11 protein-coding genes are annotated in these 18,045 nt (G+C 56.1%); 5 read left to right on the plus strand and 6 right to left on the minus strand.

The features are described from left to right. Nucleotides 1-183: 183 nt before the first annotated feature. The 4 genes from SH248x_RS08980 to mutL form a co-directional block, all read right to left on the minus strand. The gene (locus SH248x_RS08980; RefSeq protein WP_459558194.1) at nucleotides 184-1,458 is read right to left on the minus strand and encodes a prepilin peptidase; all 1,275 of its coding nucleotides are present in this window, start codon (nucleotides 1,456-1,458) and stop codon (nucleotides 184-186) included. After that, nucleotides 1,455-1,985: a shikimate kinase gene (locus tag SH248x_RS08985; RefSeq protein WP_459558195.1), complete on the minus strand. Its 531-nt coding sequence runs from the start codon at nucleotides 1,983-1,985 to the stop codon at nucleotides 1,455-1,457. Before SH248x_RS08985 ends, SH248x_RS08980 begins: the two co-directional genes overlap by 4 nt. A gap of 119 nt (nucleotides 1,986-2,104) precedes the next feature. Next, complete coding sequence (gene aroE, locus SH248x_RS08990) at nucleotides 2,105-3,601, minus strand: shikimate dehydrogenase (protein WP_459558196.1); 1,497 nt, start codon at nucleotides 3,599-3,601, stop codon at nucleotides 2,105-2,107. A 212-nt stretch (nucleotides 3,602-3,813) separates the two neighbouring features. After that, nucleotides 3,814-5,805 (minus strand): DNA mismatch repair endonuclease MutL, encoded by a 1,992-nt coding sequence (gene mutL, locus SH248x_RS08995; RefSeq protein WP_459558197.1) that lies wholly within the window; start codon nucleotides 5,803-5,805, stop codon nucleotides 3,814-3,816. A gap of 1,349 nt (nucleotides 5,806-7,154) precedes the next feature. On the opposite strand from mutL, the gene SH248x_RS09000 reads away from it, so the two are divergent. The 3 genes from SH248x_RS09000 (at nucleotide 7,155) to SH248x_RS09010 (ending at nucleotide 11,701) form a co-directional block, all read left to right on the plus strand. Further along, nucleotides 7,155-9,311, plus strand: a complete 2,157-nt coding sequence (locus tag SH248x_RS09000) for an elongation factor G (RefSeq protein ID WP_459558198.1) — start codon at nucleotides 7,155-7,157, stop codon at nucleotides 9,309-9,311. A gap of 210 nt (nucleotides 9,312-9,521) precedes the next feature. Beyond that, the gene (locus tag SH248x_RS09005) at nucleotides 9,522-9,974 is read left to right on the plus strand and encodes a hypothetical protein (protein WP_459558199.1); all 453 of its coding nucleotides are present in this window, start codon (nucleotides 9,522-9,524) and stop codon (nucleotides 9,972-9,974) included. A gap of 533 nt (nucleotides 9,975-10,507) precedes the next feature. Further along, entirely contained in the window at nucleotides 10,508-11,701 is a 1,194-nt protein-coding gene (locus SH248x_RS09010) for a calpain family cysteine peptidase (RefSeq protein ID WP_459558200.1), read from the plus strand. Between the two features lie 328 nt (nucleotides 11,702-12,029). Here SH248x_RS09010 and SH248x_RS09015 read toward each other — a convergent pair whose 3' ends face one another. After that, the gene (locus SH248x_RS09015; protein WP_459558201.1) at nucleotides 12,030-12,818 is read right to left on the minus strand and encodes a hypothetical protein; all 789 of its coding nucleotides are present in this window, start codon (nucleotides 12,816-12,818) and stop codon (nucleotides 12,030-12,032) included. Between the two features lie 478 nt (nucleotides 12,819-13,296). Next, nucleotides 13,297-13,656, minus strand: coding sequence for an FHA domain-containing protein (locus SH248x_RS09020; protein ID WP_459558202.1), 360 nt, complete (start codon nucleotides 13,654-13,656; stop codon nucleotides 13,297-13,299). Nucleotides 13,657-14,081: 425 nt separating this feature from the next. Between SH248x_RS09020 and ppdK the strand changes: the two genes are divergently transcribed. Both ppdK and SH248x_RS09030 read left to right on the plus strand, forming a co-directional pair. Continuing rightward, nucleotides 14,082-16,829, plus strand: coding sequence for a pyruvate, phosphate dikinase (ppdK, locus tag SH248x_RS09025; protein WP_459558203.1), 2,748 nt, complete (start codon nucleotides 14,082-14,084; stop codon nucleotides 16,827-16,829). A gap of 432 nt (nucleotides 16,830-17,261) precedes the next feature. Further along, nucleotides 17,262-18,044, plus strand: a complete 783-nt coding sequence (locus SH248x_RS09030; RefSeq protein WP_459558204.1) for a rhodanese-like domain-containing protein — start codon at nucleotides 17,262-17,264, stop codon at nucleotides 18,042-18,044. Nucleotide 18,045: the final 1 nt, after the last annotated feature.

Below are 18,045 nucleotides of genomic sequence, written 5' to 3' on the forward strand. Positions count from 1 at the left end.
TTCAGTCAGTTCTTCGATCTCTCAGTCGCTCGGGAAGAAACAGACACGTTAGGGTGACACGCCGTAATTCGCAAGTGTTCGGCTTTGGTGGGGTGTGCCACGGCTGTGTCAGCCGTGCGAGTTCTCGTTTCGCGTCGAACCCAAAACCCGCGGCCGACACGGCCGTGGCACACGAAGCGACTCTCATCTCCCGCGCCAGGTCTGCTGAAACTGTTGACCGCGCCCTGCCGTTGTGAGCGGGTGCTGTGCCTTCCTCCACTGTCCTTGCTGAAGGTCGTTATTTTCGCCGGCATAATGAGCCAGATGATCCCCGGACGTCCATACCGCCTGGGCGTCGAATTCCCAGGTATCATCGATTCCCGCCAGACGCTTGAGCAGTTGCATCATGTAGAGCAAAGCAAACATCAACGCAGCCATGAAGAGCCCCAGGATCGGGATCAACAGCCCATGGGCGAAAAAGTGAAACACTGACTCCTGCATCATCGGCCAGCCGTAGAGGACCGCCAGCGTCGCGAGTGACAGATACGGCCCGTAAGGGATCGCCCGTCGAAAGAAGGCAAATGTCAGGATAACGGAGACGAGAGCAAACAGCGGTGCCAGGAAAAAGATGACCACACAGTTTTGCCACCCCATGAAGGTCCCGACCATCGCCATCAGGATGACGTCGCCGAAGCCCATGGCTTCCTTCTTGAGCGTCACAAACCCAATGAAGCGAATCACCCAGATCATCCCCGACCCGACGATCAGCCCGACCAGGCTATTCAGAAAGCCATGCAGATGCGGGTGCAGCGTGATCCAGGGGGGAAACGGCGGTCCTTTGAGCGACTGCACAAGTTCTTCGGGAAAGAACAGCACCAGCAGATCCAGTAGCTGACTATTCTGAAACCAAATCGGGACCAGCCAGAACGATCCTGCAATCGTTGCACCGATGAGTCCCACGAGCATCGCGGGCAGTGTGGTTGCATCGGGGAGCAGGTAATGATCGAAGTCGATGAACGTCCCGACCACCAGCGCCTCGACGAGGACGACATGATACAGATAACGCAGGACCAGAAACGCCCCATCTGGCTGGAACACTCCCGTAATCCACTCCGGCCCGAGAATCCAGCTTAAGGAGGACGCCTTCGGGTCCAGCCCAACCGGGACTTCCAGCCAGAACAGCCATGCCAGCAACACTCCGTTGAGGAGTTCAATGAAGGGCTCTCGCTTGAGGACACGACGTCCCGAATAGGGAGAGCGCCCCAGCAGGCACATCGTCCCGACGACCGGCAGCCGGTGATACCAGCGTGTCGGCGGGTAATAGCCTTGTCGGGGCGACTTGACGAAGATCTGCTTCAGTTCTTTCGTCAGCCCGACCGTCTCAGGAATACGGATAATGCAGCGATTCAAAAACCGCCCGACGAAGACGCCAAGGACAAAGATGATGCCTGTGATGACATACTTGGCTTCGAGCGTCATGCCGTGCCTCGGTCGAGTTGGAGAGCAGTCAGAATTTCGTGAGTGATCGCGTCGGTCGATTTGTCATCCGTGGAGACCTTGAGGGTCGCGACTTCCGTATACCACGGACCGCGCAACTCCAGCAAGGCTCGAATTTCTTCTGCGGCTGGCAGGCTCGTCAGGGCAGGGCGGTTCGCTGCGGTCTTGACGTCTGCTTCCAGACGCGCTTGAATGGTCTCAGGAGTTGCCGTCAGCCAGACGACCGGATTCAACGTCTTCAGCAGGTCTCGATTCTCCGATCGAATCACAATCCCGCCCCCGGTCGCGAGGACCATGTTCTTGCGGCTGATCAGTTCGCGCAGCAGACTTGATTCGAGATCTCGGAATGCTGCTTCCCCCTGCGTCGCGAAGATGTCTGCAATACTCTTCCCGGCCCGCTCAACCAGCAGCACATCCGCATCCACCCACGCCCACCCGAGACGTTCCGCAAGCGCCTGCGCGACGGATGTCTTGCCAGTCCCACGATAACCAATAAGGGTAATAAGCATAGGAAGTGAGTTTCAGGATCGTCCCTTCTCCCCCGGGGAGAAGGTGGCGGCGCTTCGCCGACGGATGAGGGATCTCTGCGAATTTGTTAGAGCGACAACAACACAATGCGGTCAGTCCATCAGTTCTCCAGCTTCACCGGTGAGATCGCCTGCCGCAGTGTCTTCCTCATCTTCTCCAGCGGTGCAACGGTCTGTGTGAAACATTCGTACTGGGCGGCTGCCTGTCGCACGAACATCTCCAACCCGCTCGCGACGCGGCATTCCCGCTCACGAGCCTGCTTGATCAGTAACGTGTTCTCTGGTGTATAGATGGTGTCGAAGACAAGTGCCCCTTCCCGCAGCCAGTTGTCTTTCATCGGCGAGGCATCGACATTCGGGTGCATCCCAATCGGCGTGCAGTTGACGAGGACGTCGTAGAACTCTGCCCCGCGGTTTTCCCAAGTGATGTGGGCACATTTAAGTTGAGCAGCCAGTTCTTCGCCACGTTTGCGAGTCCGGTTCGTCAACGTCACCACGGCGCCAGCCTGCATCAGTCCCAGCGCAATGGCACGAGCAACGCCCCCTGCACCGAGGATCAGAATCCGTTTTCCTTCGAGTGAAATCTCTTCGCCCGCAGGGGTCTTCATCCCGGCTCGAATCGTCTGCATGGCGGCTTCGAGATCGGTATTGGCAGCGACCCAGGCACCACTCGTTGCCTTGAACAGGGTATTGGCTGCTCCTGACTCCTTGACCCGCTCGTCGGCATGATGTGCCTGACTGATGACGTTCTCCTTGTGAGGAATCGTCACCGAGAAGCCTTCAAACCCGATCTCTTTCAGACCCGTGATACAGGTCGCGAGTTGATCCTGCTGAATCCGCAGTGGGACGTAGATCCCTTTGAAACCTTCCTGATGAAAGGTCGTATTATGCAGCAATGGCGAGAGGCTGTGACTGATCGGGTCACCAATCACGCCGAACATCTTCGTGTCTTTTTTGATGTCGTCGTAGTGGTAAACTTCGACCATATCCTTGAACGACACCTGCCCTGGAGCCAGTTCACGCTCACTGCTGAAACTCGCATACGAATAGGGGCTGCCGAATCGTCCACAGATCACCCGCGTGAACAGCCCGAACTCACCCATGCAGAACGCCACCGTCGGCTTGGGGGCGGACTGCAGCAGCTTCATCATGCGGACGCCGTCAGCTGCGGAGTTTGCCATCGTCACGATCTTGACGATGTCCCCGTCGAGCTTGAGCATTTCCTCGTAGATCTTTTCGAGATCCGCCGGGGTTTCATCGAAGTTGTGGTAGCTGATGATCCGGCGTGTCTTGCCGTACCGGGGAACTGCTTTGGCGATATCCATCTCGATATCAATGAACTCGACGCCCGCCACGATCGCAGAGCGAATCAACGTCTGACGCTGTTCCTCGGTCCCGTTCCAGCGACCATGATCCTCACGACGACGACACGTCATCACAATCGGCGTCGGACGCTTCTCGAGCAACCGCGAGATATTCGGCGGCGTCTTCAACCAGTCGATACGATACTCCACCAGCCGAGCCCCCGCATCGGCGAGCGCCTGGTGTTCGGCAATCATCATCTGGTGGCGCGTCCGGCCAATACTGACACAAATCATGGATGGGGCTTAGGGAATAGGGCTTGGGGCTTAGATAATTGACCTACTAGCATAACAGACACCCGCCGGTTTTCGACCGTTCGGGGGAGAAAACGGGGATCCAGATTCAACGCAAAGCCGCGAAGTCGCAAAGAAGAGGCACGAAGGCGGTGGCAGTAGCCGACCTACAGACTCCTTTTGCGTCTTCGCGGCTTTGCGTTTGTCTCTGGTCTTTACCCCAGCCGACCAAACTGCTTATCCAGATCTGCTTTGGTCAGGCGCAGCATGGTTGGCCGGCCGTGGGGGCAGTGGTGGGCGTCGTCGATGAGGTGGCGTTGGGCCAGGAGGGACTGGATTTCGTCTTCGGTGAGGCGGTCGCCGGATTTGACGGCGGCTTTGCAGGCCATGGAGTGGAGCATGTGATCGATGAGTTCTCGCCGCTGGATTTTTCGGTTGGAATCTCGCAGGGTCTCGACGATGTCCTTGAGCAGGGCCTCCAGGTCTTTGCGACGCAGCATCACCGGATAGCTCATCATCGCGACCATGTGGCCGCCAAAATCTTCGATGTGGAAGCCGAGTTCGCTGAGCATGTCAGCGTGGTCGAGCAGGAGTTGATGCTCCTGCGGGCTGAAGACGACGGTGGTCGGGACGAGGAGTCGCTGCGTCTCGATTTTGCCGGCGAGGACCCGTTCGCGGAGGCGCTCGTAGAGAATTCGTTCGTGGAGAGCGTGTTGATCGATGACGGTCAGGCCGTCTCCCGTCGGGACGACGAGGTAGCAGTTATCGACCTGAAGGGCACTGGTGCGGAGAGGGAGAGCACTGGCAGAGCCAGTGGCACCTGGCGGAACACTGCTGGGCAAGCCAGCAGTGGCACCCGGATCCTGATCGCGGACAGGAATGTCCGTGATCGTCGAGAGGGAGTTATCGGGGAAGGGTTTGAATTCGGTGTAACGTCCGTAGCTGGGGGTGTCGAGGGACGGTGGTCGCCAGCCTTGTTGGGAGGGGACTGGGCCGAGGTCGGTTTGCTGGGAACTTCCCGGGCCTTCCAGTTGTGACTGCGCCCATCCTGCGAATTCATCCCGCAGCTGCTGGGGACGGGATGACGAAAACAGATCAGACTCTGTCTCGGGAGAGTTGGGAATCGCGGGCGACGGGGTCGAGGGTTGATTGGAAAACTGGTATTTGGCCTGCAGGTTCATCGTCAGGAATTTTTGACGAATCATGCCGAGCAGTTGGCGGTACAGCCTTTGTGAGTCGACGAAGCGGACTTCTGATTTTTGCGGGTGGACGTTGACATCCACTTCATCGGGCGGGAGTTCCAGCATCAAGTACGCAATCGGCTGTCGTCCGACCATAAGCAGGCCGCGGTATGACTCGGTCAGGGCGTGCTGCAAGGAGCGGTCTTGAATCCAGCGTCCATTGAGGAAGAAGTACTGGTGTTTGCGGGCTGATTTGCTGACGTCCGGGTTTCCGACGAATCCCCACATGCGCAGGCCGTTGTGTTCGGACTCGACGGGGATCAACTGGCTCGCCAGTTCCTTTCCGAAGAAGGTGACGAGGCGCTCCAGGAAGGAATCGGTTGCGGGGAGTTCGTGCAGGAGTTTGCCATTGTGACGCAGAGTCATGGCCAGACGTGGATTGGCCAGTGCGATCCGGGCGAAGACTTCGGTGATGTGAGATAGCTCGGTCCCGGAGGACTTCAGGAATTTGCGACGTACGGGGGTGTTTAGAAACAGCTCTCGGACTTCGATCTGGGTGCCGTTGGGACAGCCGCAGACTTGCGGGGATTCGTACTTTCCTGCGACGACATGCAGTTGACGGCCGTTCGGCTGGTCGGCCCGCTTGGTGCGGATTTTCAGATCGGAGACTTCGGCGATCGAGGCGAGTGCTTCGCCGCGGAAGCCCATGGTCTGGACACGGAAGAGGTCGTCTGAGTGGCGGATCTTGCTGGTGGCATGGCTGGAGACGGCCAGGAGCAGATCGTCGGGGTGAATGCCTTCGCCGTCATCGACGATGCGGATCAGGGTGGCGCCGGCGTACTCGAGGTCGAGGTCGATGCGAGTCGAGAGGGCATCGAGGCTGTTTTCGAGCAGTTCTTTGACGACACTCGCTGGCCGTTCGATGACCTCGCCGGCAGCGATCTTGTTGATCAGGCTGTGATCGAGCTGACGAATCCGCCCGAAATCGGCGTCCGTTTCTGCATCGATCGAAGTCTCAGTCGCCATAAGTCGGGCAGTCCTTTGCAAAATCCAAGTTTACCTCGGCGAACCCCGCCAGACAATCAAGTCGGCTGGATTCGTCGGGGGAAGAACGTTTTGAAAAAAATCCAGTTCGGAACGGTTTGGGTTTCGACTGCTTGCATGGTTGGTGGTCACATCGGAGCGGGCATCTGAAACAGAAGACACAGACAGGAATGTCTGTGCTCCTGGGAGACGTCCTTGGCACTGGCTGACTTTTTTATGGTCCACCGCTGAAGAACAGTGTTCACGACGAGGGGCTGCCTCGTCGGTCCGATGATGCTGAGGGTTGAGATGGTAGCGGACCATGCCCTGTGATCCTGCTGACGTTTGGAACGCTCGGAGAGAAGACGCTGCTGGGCAAGCCAGCAGTGCCACCCGGAGAGGTTCGCTCGGTCGGCGATAGGGGAGAGTCGTGGGCATGGGACGTTGGTTCCGAACTGGGGTTATAGGGCTTGGGGGTTGGGGCTTAGGGCTTGGCCTGAATATTGCCTGTGGTTGGTTGTGTTGTTGAATGTCTGTTAGTGCCTATCGCTCACCCTCATCCGTCAGCGAAGCGCTGACACCTTCTCCCCTCAAGGGAGAAGGGACGGAAGATGGGGCCGCTGACGGAGAAGGGCACTCGGAATGGAGTGGGAGGGTGCCCTCGGTTGTCTTTTTCCTTTATAGATGGCTTGTTGGCGCGATTCCCTCATCCGGCCTTCGGCCACCTTCTCCCGGGGGGAGAAGGGAGCTATTGATCGCTGGGTGTGCACGACACATGGTCCTCTACTCTACCGGGAAGTGTTGCGCCGATGGGGGTTTGTAGACAGCGTGTTTGCGATGTTGGTGAGGGGGGAGAATGCGGAAGGTGTTGGTGGGGTGAGGGATGAGGTTGCACGATATTGAGGAGGGAGTTTTAAGACGGGCAGTCTGAAAAACAGGATTTGTGTGTCATTGGCTTGTCGGGGGAATCGAATCGGGGTTACGCATCAAGAATCGTTGATAATGATCTTGAAATGGGGAATTGCGGGAGTGATACTGAAGGCGACATGCGTTTGATAAGGCGGTGGCATGAGTGAGCTGCTTTTATCGTTGATGGTGTTGGGACTGGTGATGGTGAGCCGGGGAGGCGCGGGTTGTTTTTTCAGGGTGGTGTTCACAGCTCACATAGTTCGTGTTTGCTTTGGGAAATTCGCAGAAGTCCCTCATCCGACCTCGAAGACTCGGCCACCTTCTCCCCGGGGGAGAAGGGACAGAATGGAGTCTCCCCGGGGGAGAAGGGTTCAAAATGCACATCTGGCGTTCGACAGGCTGTCGGGCGGTTTCTTTTTTCTTTTCCGAAGGAGGACCTTGTTATGCAAACGAGCGGTGTATCGAGCGCGGCCGTGGGCCTGGGAGCTGCGGCAGATGTTTTGAACCTCAACAATTCGAGCAGTGGTCAGAAGACGCGTAATCTTGCTCTGGTTGGTCACGGCCATGTGGGCAAGACGACTCTGGGGGACTTACTTCTTTTCAAGGCTGGTATTACCAAAAAGGTCGGGTCGGTCGACGACGGGACAAGTTTGCTCGACAATGATGACGAAGAGAAACGACATCACTTCACGCTTTCCTCGCATACGGCTCACTTTGATTTCCAGGGCCTTCGCTTCAACCTCCTGGATACCCCTGGCTACCCGGATTTTCTTGGTCAAGTGATTGGACCGCTGTCGGCTGTGGAGAATGCGGTCATTGTTTTGGATGCTCATAAAGGGATCGAAGTCAATACGCGACGGGTGTGGAAGCTGGCCGGGGAGATGAAGCTGGCCCGGTTTATTTTGATTAATAAATGCGAAGCGGAGCATATCGATCTGCCGCGGCTGATTTCGCAGGTCCAGGAGCAGTTGGGGGCGATGTGTCTGCCGTTTCTGCTACCGAATACGACGGGGAGCGGGTTCACGTCGCTGGTGGATGTGCTCGAGCCGACGCCTGACGGTCGGTCGATAGAGGGGTTTGAGATTGATGCGATTCGGACGCAGATTCTGGATCTGGCGTTTGAGTCGGATGAGGAGTTGATGGAGCGTTATCTCAACGATGAGGCGATCTCGATTGAAGAGATTGATCAGGCAATCCTGCAGGCGGTGACGAGCGGGGCGATTGTCCCGATTTACTGTGTCTCGACGAAGAATGATCTGGGGATCGATGAGTTTCTGATGTCGGTCTGCAAGTATGCGCCGGATGCGGGGCTGCTGGAGCGCCATGCGGTCGGGCCTCGTGGGGAAGATTTGACGCTGCTGTTGACGGAGAACCAGCCGCTAGTCGCGCAGGTGTTCAAGACGCGGATCGATCCGTTCATTTCGCGGTTGAGTTATGTGCGGATTTTCTCGGGCAAGCTGTCGAAGGACTCGTTGCTGTATAACCCGAGGACGGATCGGTTCTTCAAGGCGAACCAGATTGTCGATGTGCAGGGGAATACGTATCAGCCGATTTCGACGGCGTGTGCAGGGGAGATTGTGGCGCTGGTGAAGGTCGAGGATCTGCAGATCGGGGATACGATTACGGACCAGCCGAATTCGTCGAGGCTGCCGGAGATGAAGTATCCGAATCCGATGATCGGGCTGGCTGTTGAGCCGAAGAGCAGGGCGGATCAGCAGAAGATTTCGACGATGCTGCACAAGATCGAGCAGGAGGATCCGACGTTTGTCGTCATGAGAGATGACCAGACGCAGGAGATCGTCATGCGGGGGTTGAGCGAGTATCACCTCAGTCTGATCGAGGAGCGCTTAACGCAGCGCGAGAAGGTGAATATCATCACGCATGTGCCGAAGATTCCTTATCGCGAATCGATCATGAGCACCATCGAGGGGAGCTATCGTCACAAGAAGCAGAGCGGCGGGTCGGGGCAATTTGCGGAGGTGCATCTGAAGGTATCGCCGATGCCGAAGAACATTCGGCCGAGTGAGTATTTTAATCTCGACCGGTTTCCGCATCTGCGACGTTATACCTATGACGCGGATCGGAACTTTGCCTTCGTTGATCGCATTTCGGGAGGGTCGATTCCCAATCAGTATCTGCCTGCCATAGAGAAGGGGATTTCGGAGAAGATGCAGGAGGGAGTGATTGCGGGTTTCCCGATGCAGGATCTCTGTGTGGAGGTCTTCTTCGGGAAGGATCATCCGGTTGACAGTAACGAAGCGGCGTTCCGCACGGCGGCTCGGAACTGTTTCAAGGAACTGGCGACGTCGGCGAGTCCGATGTTGCTGGAGCCGATTGTGAAGATTGAGATCTATGTGCCCGATGAGTATCTGGGCGAGGTCAGCGGTGATCTGAACTCGCGACGAGGGCGGGTGGAGGGGATGCAGCCTCAGCCGGGGGGATTTCAGTTGGTTACCGCGAAGGTGCCGTTGTCGAGTGTGATGACGTATTCTCGCATCCTGTCGAGCTTGACGGGTGGGCGGGGGTCGTTTGCGCTGGAGATGAGTCACTATGAGCAGGTGCCTGCCAATGAGCAGCATCGGTTGCTGGTGCAGAAGTAAGTTTGGGAAGAACCCGCAGCGTGCATTGGGGGTGGTGCACGCTGTTTTTTTGGAAAGAGGAAGACACTGGCGGAGCCAGTGGCACCCGGAGCTGTGGGGTGGAAGTCCCCTGTCTTTTGCGATTGAAGATACTGGTGGAACGAGCAGAAGTGCTAGAATTCACTGATAAAGTAGCATCACTTGAATCGAGTCATCAGGTAGCAACGTCGTATGGACGAATCACAAAAGGCAGTCTTGGTGTGCCATGGATTTACAGTGGAGTTTTCACTGACGACTCTCCTGAAAGACCCCGAAGAATTCTATCTTGACTGTGTTACTTCGATCGTATTCGATCCTCAGCTCAATCAGCCCGGCATTACGAGTGTTCCGTTCTATGTTTCTTTCAAGGACTTAAAGCGGTTGTCAGATTTTGTCATCGAGCAATCGAGTGAAACTTGCGAGAATCGATTTACTTACGTCCCGATGAATATCGGGTTTCAATTATCTTTAAGAGATCCCGACGACGTGTCTGTCTCTTTGCAAATCATGTTGAACATCGGATTCGGAAATGAAGGTCGTCGAGTTTACGCTGGATGTGAAAGCGAAGTGGATGTATTCGAGATAAAAAAGTTCGCCACTGAGTTGATTAAGATTGTCGACAAAATCTATTCACAGCAGCTTTGAATGCGCAATGGGGGTTGATAGTAAATGCAGGTGGCGGAGGTGACTCTCGGGATAGACCCAATTCAAAGATGGAAGGGTGAGATGAAATTGGGGGCGTATGGTGATGCTTCTTGTGAGCTTTGCTCACCCAGCCATGAACGGCTGGGCCACCCGGGAGGGGGAGGGTACCTTATGACTGTTGCGCAGGGGGGTCTGTTGTTGCCTAGCGCTCACCCTCATCCGTCGGCGAAGCGCCGCCACCTTCTCCCCGGGGGAGAAGGGCACTCGGAATGGGGTGGGGGTTTGCCTTCGGGAGTTCCGTTAATTTTTAGAGGGGTTGTTGGCGCGATGCCCTCATCCGGCCTTCGGCCACCTTCTCCCGGGGGGAGAAGGGAGCTATGTAGGGTGGATTGATGTGTTGCGCGGAGATGCTGATTGTTTGCGCGAAGTGGGTTCTTCGTGCTACACAAAATAGAAGTAGCGGCGGTATGTTGGGGGTGGGTGCGTTGCGCTATGCGTTCCCATGAGGGATATTTGCTCGAACAGGGATTTCTATGTCTGACGTTGTTCGTGTTTCGTCTGCTTTGCTTGTTGCGGTTGTGGTGTGGGTCAGCGGGTTCTCGGTCGCGGTTGCTCAGACGAAGGGGCCGGTCGAAGCTAAGCTGAAGTCGGTTGCGACGCTGTCGACGCCGTTTTTTGATTTGGTGAAGCGGAATTTCAGGGCGTGGGACCTCGATAAGAATGGTGAGCTTGATCAGAAAGAGATTGAGCTGGCGGTCCATAATCCTGCGGTGAAGGGGGATGTTGCGGCGGCTGCGGCTTCGTTGCGTCGTGGGTCGCGGGCGGTGAAGGGTTTTGCACCGGCGAACCTGGAGAAGATTGCGGTCAGCCTGCAGACGAAGTCGACGGAGGAAGTCGAGCAGCCGAAGTTTGAATCGATGTTTGAGTCGCATATGGAGAAGTTGCCGAAGCTGCAGCGGGAGTTGTTCACCGAGGGGACGCCGAATATTGATGTGATCAGCCAGGGGCGCCTGGGAGACTGTTTTCTGATTGCGAGTCTGGGGACGTGTGCTTACAAAGATCCCCAGCGTCTGGTGTCGATGATGAAGCCTTTGGAGAACGGGAAGGTTCTTGTGACGTATGGCAGTGGGGTGACGAAGGAGCTCGATGCGCCGACGGATGGGGAGTTGCTCATTGGAGCGACGTCACGCGGGACCGGGGCCTGGACAGTGATGTATGAGAAGGCGATCGGGACGGTGATGCTGGCGAATTCGAAGTCGGGCAAGCATGCGACGCCGTTGAGTTTGATTGGGGTGGGTGGAACGCCGAATGTGCCGCTGCAGATTTTGACGGGGCATTTCGTGCGACGACATGGCTGCGAGCAGTATCGTGATGTGAAGAATGACGACGGGTCGAGTGCTGCGGATCTTCAGCCGCTGCGCGATGACTTGAAGGCGGCGTTTGCGGAAGGGCGTCTGGTGGTGGGTGGTTGCGGGCCGAAGGGGAAGCAGGCGATTGTTTCCGGGATTTATTACAACCACTCGTATGGGGTGCTGGATTACGACGAGAAGACGGACACCGTTCTATTCTGGAATCCGTTCGGCAATACGCGAACGCCGAAGGGGCCGGATGGGTTGGAGCACGGGTACACGACGGAGCATGGTCGTTTTCGTGTGCCGTTGAAGGAGGCGGTGATGTGGTTTGGGTCGTTCAGTATTGAGACGATGGAGAAGACGGATTTGATTTAAGGAGGGAGAGTGAAGGAATGCCTTAAGTTGGTCGCGAAGTGTGAGTCTGTCGGTGCCTAGCGCTCACCCTCATCCGCCCTTCGGGCACCTTCTCCCCTCAAGGGAGAAGGGACGATGTTCTAGCTAAATTAAATTCGCAGAGGTCCCTCATCCGACCTCGAAGACTCGGCCACCTTCTCCCCGGGGGAGAAGGACGCTCCGAATGGGGTGGGGTTTTTCCTTCGGGAGTTCCGTTAATTTTAGAGGGGTTGTTGGCGCGATGCCCTCATCCGGCCTTCGGCCACCTTCTCCCGGGGGGAGAAGGGACGGGATGTTGCTCGCCTGGGAGTTAGTGGTTGATTAGTTTTTCGTTGCGTTGCCAGTGGAGGGAGGCGTCGGAGGGGACGCGGTCGGTGACTTCCTGGAAGGGGACGCCGTATTCTTCCTGCCAGTCGGTGACGGGGGCGATGGGGTTGTCGAGGTAGCTGGGGGGCATGACTTTGGCGAGCTGGTCGAGGTATTTGGTGACGAGTTCTTTGTTGCAGTCGGGGACTTGAATCAGTTGTTCGCAGCGGTCTCGTCGGGCGAGATACTGGGCGAGGTGTTCGACTTCGTATTGCTTATCGGGAGTGAGGGTGGCGAAGGGGCGGTCGTCGGTGTCGAGACGCGAGATGTGTTCGAGGGAGCGTCGGATGTTGAATTTGAAGTCGTAATCAGGTGGGACGCGCGAGGCGGCCATGGCGATGCCGACGCAGCGGACCAGACCCAAGAATTGCTTCTGGGTCATGTGATAATGTTTGAGCAGTTTCTGGAGCGGGCGATTGCGGTCGAAGCGGTACTTGAGGGTGTCGTAATCCCAGAGGCTGTTGATGCGCTCGTTTTCTTCGCGGGTCAGGGAGGCGACGGAGAGGGTGCGGTTGGCTTCCCAGTCGGGGAGAGAGGCGAAGATTGGGGGGAGTTGTTTGAGTTGGTCATGGGAAAAGGTTTCGAGGATGTTGACGACGATGGCGAGCTCGTTGACGTCGAGCGGTTCGTCGATGCGTTTGACTTCGAAGAAGGTGATTTTGTGTTCTTCGCAGCCTGACGAGATGACGCTGAGGGTCGTCAGGATCAGGATCAGAAGAGAGCGAGTGAGCATGGGATCACACAACGGGGATACGGGGACTTGAGACGGTATTCGTTGCTATCGGCATGATGAAGTGTAGGTCACGATTTGCGTGGGGATTATCGTTAGAAGCGGTATGATTGGGACAGGTGGGGGGAGGGATGGGCAGCTGTTTTCTGTGGAGAAAGAGTTCGACTCGGAATGGTAGGGCGAAATGAGTGCGTATGGTGACGCTTCTTGTGAGCTTTGCTCACCCAGCCATGAACGGCTGGGCCACCCGGGAGGTGAGGGTGCCTTATGACTGTTGCGCATGGGGAGTCTGTTGTTGCCTTGCGCCCACCCTCATCCGCCCTTCGGGCACCTTCTCCCCTCAAGGGAGAAGGGACACTCGGAATGGGGTGGGGGGGTTGCCTTCGGGAGTGCCGTTAATTTTTAGAGGGCTTGTTGGCGCGTTGCCCTCATCCGGCCTTCGGCCACCTTCTCCCGGGGGGAGAAGGGAGGTATGAGGAGGTCAGAATTGCTCGGGGGTGATGGGCGTGGTGATGAAGACTTCGGTTTTGTCTTCGGAGGAGACGTCGGGGTCTCCGGGGCCGAGGAAGACTTTGTATTTGACGCGGGCGAAGGCGAGTTCGTCGCCGGGGAGGAGGGCGCCTCGGAGGATGCGCTGGTTGTTGACGCGGGTACCGTTGGTGCTGCCGAGATCTCGGACGAAGAGGAGTCCGTCAGTTTTGGTAATGACGCAGTGGAGTTTGGAGATGCTGTTGTGGTCGACGATGATGTCGCAGAGGCCTTTTTTCCGCCCGACGACGCTGAGATCGCGTGTGATCGTGATGTGCGTCCCGCCGTTGAGTGGGATAAGTTTTGCCTGCATGGGTGTGATTTCTGAAGAGAATCGCGACCAGGGCGAGAGAACCTGGGTCAGCCGCCGGAAACGGGTTTCAAAAGAAGGGTGACTTTATTGTGACCGGTCGGGCGGAAACAGGTCAAGCTGCACTCGGCGTCTGGAGAGGTTTTTCGGGAATTCCTGAGAGCTGTTTCGTTGGAACTGTCGGATTGACCCAAATCAAATCTACATCAGATGTTAATGAATAAATCGAGCGTAGCGGTAATCCGGTCCGACGCTTGAATAAAGGATACGGCGCTGCTACTGTCAGCATCCTGAATACCTGAGCGCCCTTTCGTATTTACTCTCCCAATGGCAATGATCAGACAGCTGAAGCGGCGGGACCTCTGCGCACAGGTCGGGCACCGCGGGTCAGCTTTCTCTTTCTCACTTCAAGGCAGGATTTAAGGACGATGGCTGAAACGAAATACGTATATTTCTTCGGTGCCGGCAAGGCTGACGGCGATGCAACGATGAAAAACCTGCTCGGCGGTAAGGGGGCTAACCTCGCTGAGATGAACCGCATTGGTCTGCCAGTGCCAGCCGGTCTGACGATTACGACTGAAGTCTGTACCTACTTCTATGACAACGATCGCACTTATCCGCCTGAGCTGAAGAAGCAAGTCGAAGAGAACATCGTCGCGATCAACAAGGCGATGGGCAAAGAATTCGGCAGCAAGACGAATCCTCTGCTGCTGTCTTGCCGCTCGGGTGCCCGCGAATCGATGCCCGGTATGATGGACACCGTTCTCAACATCGGAATGAATGATGAGACGGTCGAGATCATGGCGAAGGCGTCTGGCAATGCTCAGTTCGCCTGGGACAGCTATCGTCGCTTTATTCAGATGTACTCAGACGTCGTGCTCGAAGTTCGACCTGAGAAGAAGGAAGAAGAAGACTACTTCGAAGAGATCCTGCATAACGTCAAGCATAAGGCTGGCGTGAAGTTCGATTCGGAACTGTCGGCTGAGCAACTCAAAGACGTTGTCGCCCAGTTCAAGAAGATGGTCCGCGAGAAGTCTGGTCAGGACTTCCCTCAGGATCCGATGGAACAAGTCTGGGGTGCGGTTGGCGCCGTGTTCAAGAGCTGGATGAATGATCGCGCGATCGTTTATCGTCGTCAGTACGGCATTCCTCACGAGTGGGGTACCGCTGTCAACGTTCAAGCCATGGTCTTCGGTAACCTCGGCGATGACTGTGCGACTGGTGTCGGTCTGACCCGCGACTGTTCGATGGGCGAGCCGGGCTTCAATGGCGATTACCTGATCAATGCTCAGGGGGAAGACGTCGTCGCTGGTATTCGTACTCCGCTGCGAATTGAGCAGACTCTGGGCAAAGACATGCCAGCTGCTCACAAAGAGCTGACCGAGATCGGGATCAAACTCGAAACGCACTACAAAGACGTGCAGGACATCGAGTTCACGATCGAAAAAGGGAAGGTCTGGATGCTTCAGACCCGTAACGCCAAGCGAACCGGTTTTGCGGCTGTCCGTCTGGCCGTTGATATGGTCAACGATGGGTTCATCACCAAGGAAATGGCTCTCACCAAGAAGCGTATTCCTGCTGACGACCTGAACCAGCTGCTGCAGCCGATCTTCGATCCTAAGACGAAGAAGAAGGCTCAGGAAGCGGGCAAGCTGCTGGCTGTCGGGATCAATGCTGGTCCTGGTGCTGCGACCGGTCAGATCTGCTTCCACGCTGCTGATGCCGAAGCTGTCTTTGAGAAAGATCCAAACTGCCAGCTGATCCTGGTTCGTCGCGAAACGAGCCCGGAAGACCTTCGCGGGATGAAGATCGCCAAGGGAATTCTGACAGCCTTCGGCGGTGCGAGCTCGCACGCTGCGTTGGTCAGCCGTCAGATGGGTAAGGTCTGTATCGTCGGTTGTCAGGCTCTCGAAGTCGACTACCACACTGCGACCGTCACCGTTGGCGATAAGGTTCTGAAGGCTGGCGACTGGATTTCGATCGACGGATTCACCGGCGAAGTCTTTGAAGGTAAGGTCGAAACCTCTCCTTCAGAGATCATCGAAGTTCTGATCACCAAGACCAAGAAGCCAGCTGATGCTCCGATGTATCAGCGTTATGCTCAACTGATGGAATGGGCCGATGCCAAGCGTAAGCTGAAGGTTCGTGCCAACGCAGAACCGGAAGATGCGGCCAAGGCTGTTGCGTTCGGAGCTGAAGGGGTTGGTCTGTGTCGTACCGAGCACATGTTCTTCTCTCACCTGGATGAGATCCGAGAGATGATCCTGGCTGAGAACACCGAAGATCGCAAGAAGGCAGTCGACAAGCTGCTGCCATTCCAACGCGAAGACTTCACGGTTCTCTTCACCGAAATGGGACCACGTCCTGTTACGATCCGTCTGCTCGATCCGCCACTCAACGAGTTCCTGTCTGAGCACCACCTGCACGAGCAGCCGGAACTGGCTCATAAGCTGGCCGACATGACCGGAACGAGCAAGGATGCCATCGTCCGTCGCGTCGAAGAGCTGAAAGAAGCCAACCCAATGCTGGGTCACCGTGGCTGCCGACTGGGGATTGTGTATCCGGAAATCACCGCGATGCAGGCACGAGCCATCTTCGAAGCGGCTTGCGATGTCAAGAAGAAAGGCATCGACGTTCTGCCAGAGATCATGGTGCCGCTGGTCGGCTTCAAGACCGAACTCGACAACCAGGCGAAGATCGTCAAGGATGTCGCTGCTCAGGTCATGAAGGAGAAGGGCGTCGAGATCAACTACATGGTTGGTACGATGATCGAAGTTCCTCGTGCAGCCGTCCGTGCTGACGAGATTGCCAAGACCGCTGAGTTCTTCAGCTTCGGTACTAACGACCTGACCCAGACGACTCTCGGGATCAGCCGCGATGACTACGGCGGGTTCATTGGTTACTACCGCGAAAACGACATCATTCCCAACGATCCGTTCCAGACCATCGACCAGACTGGCGTGGGTGAACTGATCAAGATGGGTGTTGAGCGCGGTCGTTCGACTCGCGACAAACTCAAGATCGGTATCTGCGGCGAGCACGGCGGCGATCCAGCCTCGGTGATCTTCTGCCACAATGTCGGCCTGGATTATGTCAGCTGCTCTCCGTTCCGTATTCCGGTTGCTCGACTGGCGGCTGCTCAGGCTGCGGTTGAGGAAGCGGCTGCGAAGAAGTAGGTTTTATTAGCGAATGAAAGGCACAGGGGGTTTACACCCCCCGCTCGCCTGGGAGATTTGGAAGCCCTCGTCATGAATCATGGCGGGGGCTTTTTGTTTTTTCGTGCTGATCACCACGTTCATCGAGACGTCGCAATGAGAAGGTGTTTCTACTCGCAGCGTTGAGCAAACGTGATTTCTACGTTTATGCGTCTAAGTGCATCCCATGCTCTCCTCCAAGCTGTGTGCATGGGATGTAGTCGCTACCAGATCTTTCACTTGTTTACATCCCAAGCCTGTCCAACTATCATCAAAAAGTCGGTCGTATCTATTGTCGTTGGCGGGATTTCTTGACGTTAACACTCTCTCCGTCAAACGCGTTGAAGAAAAGGGCTGTCGATGCATTCTTGCTTACGTTGTAGCGCTGTTCTGTTTTTGCTTTTGGCATGTTCCATGACGCGAGCCTCGCAGCCTCCGCATGGTGACATGCAAGGGGCTTCATTGTATTCGCCTGACGCGATGAAGTTTCAGCAAGGCCCAGCGTCTCTTCCCCCTGGGGCATCGATTGCAGTGCTGGAAGGTGACCCGACAAAGGAAGGTCCATTTGTCTTTCGGGTCAAGGTCCCTGACGGCTACCGCATTCCGCCGCACACCCATCCGAAAACGGAACGCGTCACTGTTATCGCGGGTACATTTCATATCGGAATGGGAGACACATTTGACGCGACCAAAACACAGGCGATGCCGGTCGGTACCTATGGGCATTGGGAAGCAGGCATGCAGCACTTTGTATGGACCAAAGGTGAGACGATTGTGCAGTTTCACGGTGAAGGTCCGTGGACGATCAATTATCTCAACCCTGCCGACGACCCTCGCAACAAGGCTGCGCGCAGAACCATCGAATTCACGGACGATTCACTGGAGATCGTCAAGAAAAATGTAGCAGACGGGAAAGCATTCCTGGTTGATGTGCGAAGTCAGGAAGAGTGGAATCAGGGACATCTTGAAGGATCGATTTTTGTGCCTGTCTCCTCTTTGCAAAAGCATAGTTTTGATGCGGCAAAATTGGAGAACACGCTCAAGGAACATAAGGAAAAGATTCTGTACACATTTTGTGTTGTTGGTATGCGGGCCAAATCAGCGGGCCTCGTCCTTGAGAATCAAGGGTACACGGTGCGTGCACTCAAGCCCGGCTACGAAGAGCTGATCAAAGCGGGCTTTCAACCAGCAAAGTGAG

Source organism: Lacunimicrobium album (assembly GCF_052161635.1).
Classification (GTDB): Bacteria; Planctomycetota; Planctomycetia; order Planctomycetales; family Planctomycetaceae; genus SXPC01.

What these genes read in the sequence shown, in the direction of transcription:
- SH248x_RS08980 (WP_459558194.1), bottom strand. Translation starts at nt 1,458, where the DNA reads ATGACGCTCGAAGCCAAGTATGTCATCACAGGCATCATCTTTGTCCTT.
- SH248x_RS08985 (WP_459558195.1), bottom strand. Translation starts at nt 1,985, where the DNA reads ATGCTTATTACCCTTATTGGTTATCGTGGGACTGGCAAGACATCCGTC.
- aroE (WP_459558196.1), bottom strand. Translation starts at nt 3,601, where the DNA reads ATGATTTGTGTCAGTATTGGCCGGACGCGCCACCAGATGATGATTGCC.
- mutL (WP_459558197.1), bottom strand. Translation starts at nt 5,805, where the DNA reads ATGGCGACTGAGACTTCGATCGATGCAGAAACGGACGCCGATTTCGGG.
- SH248x_RS09000 (WP_459558198.1), top strand. Translation starts at nt 7,155, where the DNA reads ATGCAAACGAGCGGTGTATCGAGCGCGGCCGTGGGCCTGGGAGCTGCG.
- SH248x_RS09005 (WP_459558199.1), top strand. Translation starts at nt 9,522, where the DNA reads ATGGACGAATCACAAAAGGCAGTCTTGGTGTGCCATGGATTTACAGTG.
- SH248x_RS09010 (WP_459558200.1), top strand. Translation starts at nt 10,508, where the DNA reads ATGTCTGACGTTGTTCGTGTTTCGTCTGCTTTGCTTGTTGCGGTTGTG.
- SH248x_RS09015 (WP_459558201.1), bottom strand. Translation starts at nt 12,818, where the DNA reads ATGCTCACTCGCTCTCTTCTGATCCTGATCCTGACGACCCTCAGCGTC.
- SH248x_RS09020 (WP_459558202.1), bottom strand. Translation starts at nt 13,656, where the DNA reads ATGCAGGCAAAACTTATCCCACTCAACGGCGGGACGCACATCACGATC.
- ppdK (WP_459558203.1), top strand. Translation starts at nt 14,082, where the DNA reads ATGGCTGAAACGAAATACGTATATTTCTTCGGTGCCGGCAAGGCTGAC.
- SH248x_RS09030 (WP_459558204.1), top strand. Translation starts at nt 17,262, where the DNA reads ATGACGCGAGCCTCGCAGCCTCCGCATGGTGACATGCAAGGGGCTTCA.